The following is an 11,352-nucleotide window of genomic DNA, read 5'->3' on the forward strand; positions in this document are numbered from 1 at the left end:
GAAAAAATGTGTGTATACATGTCGCGCCCCGTGTGGGCGCGTGAATTGAAATGCGTACGAGCGTGAGCAGGCTCGTTTGAACGAGGTCGCGCCCCGTGTGGGCGCGTGAATTGAAATAATAATGCTCCAGTACCTTGAGGAACATTTAAATGTCGCGCCCCGTGTGGGCGCGTGAATTGAAATTTTCGTAGTGCGGAATAATCCGTGAACAGAATTCTGTCGCGCCCCGTGTGGGCGCGTGAATTGAAATAGGAGCAGATGGTGTGCCTACTTTCTGGTAAAGAAGTCGCGCCCCGTGTGGGCGCGTGAATTGAAATGTATTTGCCGATATTTTTCAATCAAGGTGCTGGCGTCGCGCCCCGTGTGGGCGCGTGAATTGAAATTACACCTAAACATCGTTCAGCCGCTTCCGCTTTGTCGCGCCCCGTGTGGGCGCGTGAATTGAAATATATTGACAAGTGCGATTGTAATAATACATTGTGGGTCGCGCCCCGTGTGGGCGCGTGAATTGAAATATTTAGTTTGGAAGGAAAATCCTGTAACTGGTGAGTCGCGCCCCGTGTGGGCGCGTGAATTGAAATCTTTCAGAATAATCAGGGATATTTACTATCAAAAGTCGCGCCCCGTGTGGGCGCGTGAATTGAAATTGGAGGAAATGTTCAGAGGGCGGTGTCCCCAAATGTCGCGCCCCGTGTGGGCGCGTGAATTGAAATTTTTAAAAGTATCCATAAAGATATTCTGGAGGATGTCGCGCCCCGTGTGGGCGCGTGAATTGAAATTTTAAAATAATCAGTGAATAACTGGTCCCCTTCTAGTCGCGCCCCGTGTGGGCGCGTGAATTGAAATTGATAAGCGTAAGAATTGGTATGTGAGAGAGAATGTCGCGCCCCGTGTGGGCGCGTGAATTGAAATCTGACGGAAAACCGAAAGTAGACGGACAGATATGGTCGCGCCCCGTGTGGGCGCGTGAATTGAAATTGGTACCACGGATGAGCAGCGCCCGCAACAGAAAGTCGCGCCCCGTGTGGGCGCGTGAATTGAAATGCAGATGGAACCGTCGGACGCTGTCAATTTTGAGGTCGCGCCCCGTGTGGGCGCGTGAATTGAAATAGATAGATATGTCAAAATTTGACAAGTTTAATGCGTCGCGCCCCGTGTGGGCGCGTGAATTGAAATATTCCCTGTGCCTGTAAGAAACTTCGTGCCAGGTCGCGCCCCGTGTGGGCGCGTGAATTGAAATAAGCCCTTGACAAATAAATAAAAATATGATTGTAGTCGCGCCCCGTGTGGGCGCGTGAATTGAAATATTTATTTTCAGGTGCTTGTACCTCTGGTACCTTGTCGCGCCCCGTGTGGGCGCGTGAATTGAAATTGCAAAAAGGTTTTAACATATCCAAAACAAATTTGTCGCGCCCCGTGTGGGCGCGTGAATTGAAATCGTTACCCACTCAATATTCGAGTTAAATGCTACTTGTCGCGCCCCGTGTGGGCGCGTGAATTGAAATAGGCGCAATATTATTCCGCTGGCAACGTTGCAGAGTCGCGCCCCGTGTGGGCGCGTGAATTGAAATCGAAATAAAAAACAAAAGCACAGCGGAGGCAAAAAGTCGCGCCCCGTGTGGGCGCGTGAATTGAAATCGCTCAATTACAATTTAACGATTATAGATTTTCCGTCGCGCCCCGTGTGGGCGCGTGAATTGAAATGGAACGGTAAAAAAACGGTTCGTTTTCACCGTAGTCGCGCCCCGTGTGGGCGCGTGAATTGAAATAAACTGTGCAACACGCATTCCAGGGTAGCACTTCGTCGCGCCCCGTGTGGGCGCGTGAATTGAAATTTTGTATTGGAAATCTTTAGCTTTGCCTTCTTTAAGTCGCGCCCCGTGTGGGCGCGTGAATTGAAATTTATCGCCAGCGTCCACCAATGTTTTAACATCGCCGTCGCGCCCCGTGTGGGCGCGTGAATTGAAATAAATCCTGACATATCTAACTCCTCTTCCACTGACGTCGCGCCCCGTGTGGGCGCGTGAATTGAAATAACTATGAATAGATATTCCGACGAATTGTTTGAGTCGCGCCCCGTGTGGGCGCGTGAATTGAAATCAGAAAAGAAGCCTTGATAATATCGTAGAAGGGCTTGTCGCGCCCCGTGTGGGCGCGTGAATTGAAATAACTGCCACACCGTATACACTGCGTATATAATCAGTCGCGCCCCGTGTGGGCGCGTGAATTGAAATTATTTTCGTAGTTGATATCGTGTTTCAGTTGATGGTCGCGCCCCGTGTGGGCGCGTGAATTGAAATGTTTGATTTTAGTAGATATGTTTCACCTGCCATTGTCGCGCCCCGTGTGGGCGCGTGAATTGAAATATAATCTTTATCCTCGTTTGCCGTATGAAAATCCAGTCGCGCCCCGTGTGGGCGCGTGAATTGAAATTTAATCATAAGCATTTTAGGACATTTATTGAGAGGTCGCGCCCCGTGTGGGCGCGTGAATTGAAATCTTGTACCTTCAATTTCTGTGCAACGAGCGCCTCGTCGCGCCCCGTGTGGGCGCGTGAATTGAAATGATCCCGGTATCGAGCGACGGCAGAGCGCCTGTGTCGCGCCCCGTGTGGGCGCGTGAATTGAAATTATTTTCTAAGAAATGTTCCTGATTTTCTTTTCTGTCGCGCCCCGTGTGGGCGCGTGAATTGAAATAATGAATTCACGCAACTGCCGTTCGAATCGTATCGTCGCGCCCCGTGTGGGCGCGTGAATTGAAATAAATCCTCGTATGCTTTTGCTACTGTAATTACAGTCGCGCCCCGTGTGGGCGCGTGAATTGAAATCATTAAAAACAACTGTTTTATATACTCCTCTGAAGTCGCGCCCCGTGTGGGCGCGTGAATTGAAATATTCCAATTAGTTTCCTTTATATTTGCCTCTGCCGTCGCGCCCCGTGTGGGCGCGTGAATTGAAATTAATATTAAGTGTACAGGATTTGCCCTGTTTATTGTCGCGCCCCGTGTGGGCGCGTGAATTGAAATTAATATTAAGTGTACAGGATTTGCCCTGTTTATTGTCGCGCCCCGTGTGGGCGCGTGAATTGAAATAAGTCCCCTTGACTTTTAAATAAAAATATGATTGTCGCGCCCCGTGTGGGCGCGTGAATTGAAATATTGCCTACATCAATTATTATGCTGTTGTTGTGGTCGCGCCCCGTGTGGGCGCGTGAATTGAAATAGCGATGTTATGATCTCTATATACAGGTATTCCCGTCGCGCCCCGTGTGGGCGCGTGAATTGAAATAAATTAAGACTGTACAATTCGTTGAGGAGAGTATGTCGCGCCCCGTGTGGGCGCGTGAATTGAAATAGACGGGACAGCAGATAGCCAATGTGCCAGACTTGTCGCGCCCCGTGTGGGCGCGTGAATTGAAATTGCTCTGAATACTCCGTGCTGGCTTAAAGGTGCAGTCGCGCCCCGTGTGGGCGCGTGAATTGAAATTGACAATTATCTACAGATTACGGGAGTTGACGGGTCGCGCCCCGTGTGGGCGCGTGAATTGAAATTCTCAGATACGCTTGAGAAAGGCAAAGAACTTCCGTCGCGCCCCGTGTGGGCGCGTGAATTGAAATTTGACGAAGTAATTGTTGATAAATTTGCTGTTGAAGTCGCGCCCCGTGTGGGCGCGTGAATTGAAATACAAATTTGGCAGAGCTTTAGACTTACATTTGAAGTCGCGCCCCGTGTGGGCGCGTGAATTGAAATCAATCCCTGATTTACAAGGCTCTCTTCCAACTTGTCGCGCCCCGTGTGGGCGCGTGAATTGAAATTAAACCCATCAACGATATCTGTTATAGCTTCCTTCCTATCTTTAGATGTGCTATACTAAATTATTGAAAATTCAATTGATTTAGCGTTTTCTATTTTTAGTAAGCAGGCTTTATTAAATTTCGGAAGTATCTGTAATTTCAACTTCAAAAATGCCGCTCTGCTTCTTTTTATTGCCGGAGGCTTTCATAATTCCACACTCTACATTCCACGCTTCAGTTTGTTGTTTAACAGTTATATAATTGTCTGTAAGCAGCTTATTTTTTCCTGTTTTTACAGCCTTTCTTTTTGTGCCTATGTTTTTATTTAAAAAATCTTTTCTTTTTATAGAATCTATTTCAAATATATCTTTTGACCTGCTTTTTATTTCAATTGTAGGAACTTTGTTTCCAAATGTTGAAGCTTTCGTTTCCTGTCTGTAAGAATATCTGAAAATGTGAAATCTTGCAAACAAAATTTGTTTTACAAAATCGCATGTTTCTTTGTGGTGTTTTTCGGTTTCTCCGGGAAATCCCGTAATGATATCTGTAGTAAGCGCCAAATCAGGTAAAATCCGCATTATTTTACTTACCTTTTTTTCAAACTCCTTTGTTGAATAATTTCTGTTCATTTGTTTTAAAATTTCATCGCTACCGGACTGCAGGGGGACGTGTAGATGACGGCATATTTTTTCTGCATTTGTTTCTATAAGTTCTATGAATTTGTCGTCAATCTCGTTTAATTCTACAGATGAAATCCGTACTCTGAAAGCTAAAGGAATTTTAATGATTTTTTCAAGCAGATCTGAAAGTCCGCCGTCATATTTTCCTGTATGTATTCCGGTCAGAACTATTTCAGAGTATCCGCTTTTTACAAGATTTTTAATTTCCGATAAGACTTCATTTTCGGGTTTGCTCCATAGAGTGCTTCTTACATACGGAACTATACAGTAGCTGCAGAAACTTTTGCAGCCATCCTGTATTTTTAAAAATGCTCTTGAGTGTCTATCAAAACCGGAGACTTTCTGTTTTTGTGGTTCGATAAAAAGTTTTGTTTTATCCTTTATTATTTCAATATCGGGGAAGAGATTTTTGATATCAATATTTTTGTTTTTTACAATACAGCCTGTAAGCATTATTTTGGGTCTGTTTGGCAGTTTTGTCGCTTTTCTTAAAAAATATTCCAACTTTTTATCAGCGTCTGCCGTTACGGTGCAGGAATTAAAAATAATAATATCAGCTTCTTCAGGCTTTTGCGTGCATTCAAAATTATCTTTTCTAAATTTTTCGGAAATGAGCTGCGATTCGTATTGATTTACTTTACAGCCGAAAGTGTGTATATAATACTTTTTCATTTAAGATTTTTAAAAAAATTTAAAATCAAGGTGCTTGTGACAATTGCCGCGGTTTCTACTCGTAAGATGTTGTTTCCGAGTGTTTTTGTCAGGATGGCGAACGATTTCGCAAATTATACTTCTTCATTTTCAAATCCACCTTCCTTCCGGACCTATAAAAAATACTGTAGCTATTATATTTTACTTTTTCTTTAAAAATATTATTTATAAGGGATTTGTTATTTTCGCTTTCGTAAGGATAAAATATTTATGGATTTTTTGTCTGCGGCAGCATTTTTGCAAGCAGTTTTAAAATCCAAAGGCTCATTTATTTTCATAATGTCGTTTCTTTCGCACTGCGAACTTGCGGCAACGGATATCTTTTTATATCGTTCTGACTTATTTTTTGAAAAACTGGTTTTTAGTATTAACAGGTGCGATTTCAGAAACTTCTATTTCGGCATGTTTTTCAATAAGCCATTCAAATTGTCGTCTTTGGGAAGCTTTTACGATAAAATCAGACATTTTATGTAAAGAAGACAAAATATTCTCCATGAGCATAATTACTATTATAACACAATACAAAGATTATCTGAAATGGTAAAAATGGCTGTTTTAAGTGTTAACAAAGTAAGTTGTAAGGAATTTATTTTTTAATTTGATAATGATACACGACTTAAAATAGAATAGCTATGTGAAAAAATAATAATTTATTCTTTTAGATATGTGCATTTATGATTGGACTTTGCATTGGATAAAGACAAGAAACTCAAATTACGTATTATTTGGCATAGCTTTTATGGAAAATTTATTTTCCCCTGTTCCGACGAATATACTGCTTACTCCTTTAGTTATTGCAGAACCTGGAAAATGGTGGCAGAAAGTATTAATATGTACTTTGGGTTCCGTTTGCGGCGTTATATGATAGGCAAGGTTTTTTATAAGACTATTAAACTTGTAAATAGTAAATTTTTATAATTTACGCAATGCTGTGGCAATAATCGGTGAAAAATATGCAGTAAATGCTTTTTAAGTATTTTTACAGGAACATTTGCGACTATTCCTTATTAAAGTGCTAACGATTGCAGCTGGAATATTCAATATATCTATGCTTGTTTTGTTTGTTGCGTCTATGCTTTGAATAGTCGGGCGTTTTTTTATTGTCTCTACTGCTTTAAAGCTGTTTGGCGCAAAAATCTAATATACAATAGAAAAGTATTTTAATATCCTCTCTGCAGTATTGCTATTTTACTTATTACCGGCTTTTTTTTAGAATTAAAGTGTCCTATACATTTCTGTTGACGGTGCGATATCTTTATGGTATAATTATAGGTTGATTGATACGATAAATTTTAAGTTATTAAAACGGGGGTGTGGCAGAGCGGTCTAATGCACCAGACTGTAAATCTGGCGGGCTTGCCCTTCGGTGGTTCAAATCCATCCGCCCCCATACTACTATAAATTTGCGGGAGTAGCACAATGGTAGTGCTCCAGCCTTCCAAGCTGTCCACGCGGGTTCGATTCCCGTCTCCCGCTTTTTACTTATTGTTGTCTGAGAGTCTGCCGAGGTGGCTCAGTGGTAGAGCACCTCCTTGGTAAGGAGGTGGTCGCGGGTTCGATTCTCGCCCTCGGCTAGTTTATCTTGAAAGTTACAATTAGTACTGCAGTGAGGTTGATGATGAGGGAGGGGAAATAAAAATGGGAAAAGAGAAATTTGAGAGGAGTAAACCGCACGTAAATATAGGGACAATAGGGCATGTAGATCACGGTAAGACGACGTTAACGGCGGCGATAACGAAAGTATTGGGTGATAAAGGGTTAGCGAAGTACATTAGTTATGATGAGGTGGCGAGGGCGTCAGAATCGCAAGGGAGAAGAGATGCGTCAAAGATAGTGACAATAGCGGTGAGTCACGTGGAATATTCAACGGTGAATAGGCATTATGCACATATAGATTGTCCTGGTCATGCTGATTATGTAAAGAACATGATAACGGGAGCGGCGCAGATGGATGGTGCGATACTGGTGGTGAGTGCGCTTGATGGTCCGATGCCGCAGACGAGGGAGCATATATTGCTTGCAAGGCAGGTGAATGTGCCGGCAGTGGTAGTATTTCTGAATAAATGTGATGCGGTGGAGGATAAGGAGTTGTTGGATTTAGTGGAGATGGAGGTTAGGGATTTGCTGACGAAGTATAATTTTCCTGGGGAGAGCACGCCGATAATAAGAGGGAGTGCATTAGGTGCGTTGGAAGGGAAGCAGGATGGAGTGGATTCGATAATGAGTTTGATGGAAGCGGTAGATAATACGATACCGTTGCCTGCGAGGGATGTTGACAAGCCATTTCTGATGAGTGTTGAGGATGTATTTTCGATAACAGGGCGAGGGACGGTAGCGACGGGGAGAGTAGAAAAAGGGAGAGTGAGAGTAGGAGAGAATGTGGATATAGTGGGGATACAGGAGACGAGGAAATCGGTGGTGACGGGTATAGAGATGTTCAGAAAGCTGCTTGATGAAGCGCAGGCAGGGGATAATATAGGGATGCTGTTGAGAGGGATAGAGAAGAATCAGGTGGAGAGAGGACAGGTAATAGCGTATCCGGGTTCAATAAAGCCGCATAAGAAGTTTAGAGGACAGGTATATGTGCTGACTAAAGAAGAAGGAGGGAGACATACGCCGTTTTTCAATGGGTATCGTCCGCAGTTTTATTTTAGGACGACGGATGTGACGGGAATAGCGCATTTGCCTGAAGGTGTGGAGATGGTGATACCTGGGGACAATGTGACGATGGATATAGAGTTGATAATGCCTGTGGCGATGGAGACGCAGTTAAGGTTTGCGATAAGGGAAGGTGGGAAGACGGTAGGTTCTGGGGTTGTTACCGAGATAGTTGAATAGAGAGAGGTTTTTTTTTGATTATGTTTGTGTGAGTGAAAGATTTGGGTGGAGAAATTATTAGATTTAATAAGAAAGAAGCTTTATTGTTTGGATACGACTTGAATGTAAAATAATCGACGCTTAAGTATTATGTTATAAAACGGAGATTAAATAAACAGGATTAAAATCTATGGTAAATGAAAAAGCAGTCCCGACTCAACGTTTGAGAATTAAGTTGCGGTCGTATGATCATTGACACCGAGAGATTTGTTTTGGAGCTATTTTATTATAGTTATTACTCTTAAGAAATTATATATAGCGATTCTAACAGATATATAAAACAGAGGGGGGGGGGGTAAACCGAAACGACCATAAAGAGACGATAGCGGCAGAATAAAGTGATAGAATATAGCACAGGCTCTCGTTATCGGCGAAAGAAATATGAAGTAAAAGCAAACAGATGTTTTTGAGACAAAAACTACCTAAACATGGCAGGCAAAATATAAAATTGGAGAATTAATAGATGGCGGAAAGAGTTATTATAACATTAGCGTGCAGTGTATGTAAGAACAGGAATTATTATTTTGACAGAGCCAAAAATCATGAAGGGAAGCTCGCATTGAAAAAATTTTGTAAAAATTGCGGCAAACGCACTGATCACAAAGAGACAAAATAATCAAGACAAGGGGGGGTATAAGCTAATGGTAAACTGCTGGTCTCCAAAACCAGCTTTGGAGGTTCAAATCCTTCTGCCCCCGTTTTTGAATAATATTTACGAAGGTTTAAGATGAATTTAATTAGAACGTTCATACAATTTTTTAAAGAGTCGTATTACGAGCTTACAAAGGTTACATGGCTTGGCAAAAAAGAAGTTGTGGGAACTACTATAATAGTGATTATATTTGTTATTATCATGTCTATTTTTGTAAGCGTTGTTGACTTGTTTTTAGGCACTGTTGTTGGTATTATATTATAGCTGGAGTGAGAAATGGCAAACCAATGGTATGTTGTTCATGTTTATTCAGGACATGAATATAAAGTAAAAAAAGGGTTGGAAATGACTGTTGCAAATTTGAACATGCAGGATACTATTTCGCAAATACTTGTCCCCACTGAAGAGGTAATTGAGGTAAAACAAAATAAAAAAAAAATAAAAAAAAGAAAATTCTATCCCGGTTATATTTTTGTTGAGATGACGATAAACAATTCGACTTACTGGCTTATTAGAAACACCGCAGGAGTTACAGGTTTTTTGGGCGGCGTAAAGCCTATTCCAATATCGCAGTTTGAAGTTGAAAATATTCTTAACACTGTTGCCAATCCGGATACTTCTAAGCCCAGACCCGCGGTATCGTTTGAGAAAGAAGAAAATATCCGTATTATTGAAGGGCCGTTTAAACATTTTATAGGTATCGTGGAAGAAGTCAATCACGAGAGAGGTAAGTTAAGAGTTATGGTGACGATATTCGGAAGGCATACACCGGTAGAGCTTGGTTTCTTGCAGGTTGAAAAAATGTAAAAAAGTTAAGGTTAAATTCTATATATATTTTTACTTATATGCGAAATCAGTCAATACAGGAGTAATATAAAATGCCCCCTAAAAAAATAAAAGCAATGATTAAATTACAAATTCCCGCAGGCGGAGCAAATCCGTCGCCACCAGTAGGTCCCGCATTGGGACAGCAGGGCGTAAATATTATGGATTTCTGCAAACAATTCAATGAAAGAACAAAAAGTATGGAGCAGGGAATGACAATACCTGCAGTTATAACTGTATTTGAAGACAGATCATTTACTTTTATAACAAAAATACCCCCCGTTCCGGTTTTGATTAAAAAAGCTGCCGGTGTTGCAAAAGCTTCTGGAGTTCCTAATAGAAATAAAGCAGGAAAAATTACTGCGACACAGGTAGAAGAAATAGCAAAGCAAAAAATGCCGGACTTAAATGCAAACGGAGACCTGAATGCTGCAAAGCTTATGATTGAGGGAACTGCAAGAAGTATGGGCATTGATATTGTTAAGTAACCGTAAAGTTGAAAGTGAAAGCAAATAGTGAAATTGACAATAATAATAGAAGTGAATTGTGGGAGTCGGTTTATGCTCGACATATAACCACAGGAGGAAAAAGTGGGTAAAAGATTAAGCGAAGCGTCAAAGTTAGTTGATAAGAACATGGTTTATAAACTGACGGAAGCTGTAATTCTTGTAAAAGAAACGGCAAAAGCAAAATTTGACGAAACTATTGAAATTCATATTAAGTTAGGCATTGATCCTAAACGGAGCGATCAGATGGTGAGAGGTACAATATCTATCCCGCACGGCATCGGTAGGACAAGAAAAATCGCGGTTTTGGCAAAAGGCGAAAAACAAAAGGAAGCTGAAGCAGCGGGTGCTGATATTATAGGTTCAGATGACTTAATTGAGGATATATCAAAAGGTAAACTTGGTTCTGGCTTCGACGTTTTGGTTGCGACGCCTGACGTTATGAAAGATTTGAGTAGGGTTGCAAAAATTCTCGGACCTAAGGGTCTTATGCCGAATCCGAAGTCAGGAACTGTGACGTTTGAGATCGGCAAAACAGTTGAAGAACTTAAAAAAGGAAGAGTCGAATATAAAAACGATTCTTTCGGAATAATTCATGTTCCGGTAGGAAAGGCATCTTTTGAAAAAGAAAAACTTGAAAACAATATAAAAACTTTGCTTGAAGCTGTTGCGAAAGCAAAACCTTTAAGTTCAAAGGGACAGTATATAAAGAGTATTTCTATTTCATCAACTATGGGTCCCGGTATATTTGTTGAACAAAAAATATAGTTGCTTTTTAAGTTTTAGTTATATAAAAGGCGGCTGACTAAAGGCTGTCTTTTACTTTTTTTGTGAGGATGGTGTCAGATGAGAAAAGTGCAGGAAATAGAGGATTTGCTTGCTCCAGTTGCAGCGAGGGAAAAAATTGAAATAGTTGATGTACAGTACAGTAAGAAAGCTGGCGATTGGGTTGCAAGAATTTTTATCGATAAAGACAGCGGGGTGACAATAAGCGACTGTGAAAATATAAGCTGTATTTTCGGTGCTTTTTTAGATGAGAGCGATATATTAAAAGATTCTCATGTTCTGGAAATTTCTTCTCCGGGATTTAAAAGAGTTTTAAAGAGCGAAAAAAGTTTTAGACGTTTTATAGGAAGTAAAACTAGAATTCGGACTTTTAAACCTATAAATAATCAAAGGAATTTTTTAGGAACTCTTTTAAATTTTGATGATGGCAGGATAAAAATAAACGATGTGACAAACGGAGTTGTGGAAATAGAATTTTCAGATATAAGAAAAGCTAATATAGAAGCAGATATTTAGGGGGGA

The 11,352-nt window shown here is 41.2% G+C and carries 11 protein-coding genes, 4 tRNA genes and 1 CRISPR repeat array (1 of these 16 cut by a window edge); of the genes, 12 read left to right on the top strand and 3 right to left on the bottom strand.

All coding sequences use genetic code 11. The annotated features are described in order from the left end of the window. Nucleotides 1–3,814: direct repeats of the CRISPR family, unit length 32 nt; unit sequence GTCGCGCCCCGTGTGGGCGCGTGAATTGAAAT; it begins 4,671 nt to the left of the window's first position. Between the two features lie 113 nt (nt 3,815–3,927). The 3 genes from RSTT_RS01620 to RSTT_RS06075 form a co-directional block, all read right to left on the bottom strand. Further along, nucleotides 3,928–5,145 carry a MiaB/RimO family radical SAM methylthiotransferase gene (locus RSTT_RS01620; protein ID WP_096525440.1) on the bottom strand — a complete coding sequence of 406 codons (1,218 nt, stop codon included), beginning with the start codon at nt 5,143–5,145 and terminating at the stop codon, nt 3,928–3,930. Nucleotides 5,146–5,363: 218 nt separating this feature from the next. Continuing rightward, nucleotides 5,364–5,570, bottom strand: a complete 207-nt coding sequence (locus RSTT_RS07050; RefSeq protein ID WP_096525442.1) for a 16S rRNA (uracil(1498)-N(3))-methyltransferase — start codon at nt 5,568–5,570, stop codon at nt 5,364–5,366. After that, a complete protein-coding gene (locus tag RSTT_RS06075) occupies nt 5,524–5,667 on the bottom strand; it encodes a hypothetical protein (RefSeq protein WP_172412813.1) in 144 nt (47 codons plus the stop codon). Before RSTT_RS06075 ends, RSTT_RS07050 begins: the two co-directional genes overlap by 47 nt. Before the next feature lie 181 nt (nt 5,668–5,848). Between RSTT_RS06075 and RSTT_RS06630 the strand changes: the two genes are divergently transcribed. From RSTT_RS06630 to rimP, 12 genes are all read left to right on the top strand, one after another. Beyond that, nucleotides 5,849–6,049 (top strand): YqaA family protein, encoded by a 201-nt coding sequence (locus tag RSTT_RS06630; RefSeq protein WP_231941960.1) that lies wholly within the window; start codon nt 5,849–5,851, stop codon nt 6,047–6,049. A 442-nt stretch (nt 6,050–6,491) separates the two neighbouring features. Continuing rightward, nucleotides 6,492–6,574, top strand: a tRNA-Tyr gene (locus RSTT_RS01635). Nucleotides 6,575–6,589: 15 nt separating this feature from the next. Then, nucleotides 6,590–6,660: transfer RNA gene (locus RSTT_RS01640), tRNA-Gly, on the top strand. A gap of 26 nt (nt 6,661–6,686) precedes the next feature. Continuing rightward, nucleotides 6,687–6,758: transfer RNA gene (locus RSTT_RS01645), tRNA-Thr, on the top strand. 64 nt (nt 6,759–6,822) lie between these two features. After that, nucleotides 6,823–8,022: an elongation factor Tu gene (tuf, locus tag RSTT_RS01650; RefSeq protein ID WP_015423092.1), complete on the top strand. Its 1,200-nt coding sequence runs from the start codon at nt 6,823–6,825 to the stop codon at nt 8,020–8,022. Nucleotides 8,023–8,524: 502 nt separating this feature from the next. Next, nucleotides 8,525–8,677, top strand: coding sequence for a 50S ribosomal protein L33 (rpmG, locus tag RSTT_RS01655; RefSeq protein WP_015423238.1), 153 nt, complete (start codon nt 8,525–8,527; stop codon nt 8,675–8,677). Nucleotides 8,678–8,688: 11 nt separating this feature from the next. Beyond that, a tRNA-Trp gene (locus tag RSTT_RS01660) sits at nt 8,689–8,759 on the top strand. Nucleotides 8,760–8,788: 29 nt separating this feature from the next. Continuing rightward, nucleotides 8,789–8,977: a preprotein translocase subunit SecE gene (secE, locus tag RSTT_RS01665; protein ID WP_096525443.1), complete on the top strand. Its 189-nt coding sequence runs from the start codon at nt 8,789–8,791 to the stop codon at nt 8,975–8,977. 12 nt (nt 8,978–8,989) lie between these two features. After that, nucleotides 8,990–9,520, top strand: coding sequence for a transcription termination/antitermination protein NusG (nusG, locus tag RSTT_RS01670; RefSeq protein ID WP_015423240.1), 531 nt, complete (start codon nt 8,990–8,992; stop codon nt 9,518–9,520). Nucleotides 9,521–9,591: 71 nt separating this feature from the next. Continuing rightward, entirely contained in the window at nt 9,592–10,026 is a 435-nt protein-coding gene (gene rplK, locus RSTT_RS01675; protein WP_015423241.1) for a 50S ribosomal protein L11, read from the top strand. A 102-nt stretch (nt 10,027–10,128) separates the two neighbouring features. Then, nucleotides 10,129–10,812: a 50S ribosomal protein L1 gene (gene rplA, locus RSTT_RS01680; protein ID WP_015423242.1), complete on the top strand. Its 684-nt coding sequence runs from the start codon at nt 10,129–10,131 to the stop codon at nt 10,810–10,812. 78 nt (nt 10,813–10,890) lie between these two features. After that, nucleotides 10,891–11,346, top strand: coding sequence for a ribosome maturation factor RimP (rimP, locus tag RSTT_RS01685; protein WP_096525444.1), 456 nt, complete (start codon nt 10,891–10,893; stop codon nt 11,344–11,346). Nucleotides 11,347–11,352: the final 6 nt, after the last annotated feature.

The organism is Candidatus Endomicrobiellum trichonymphae (assembly GCF_002355835.1).
Taxonomy (GTDB): Bacteria; Elusimicrobiota; Endomicrobiia; order Endomicrobiales; family Endomicrobiaceae; genus Endomicrobiellum; species Endomicrobiellum trichonymphae.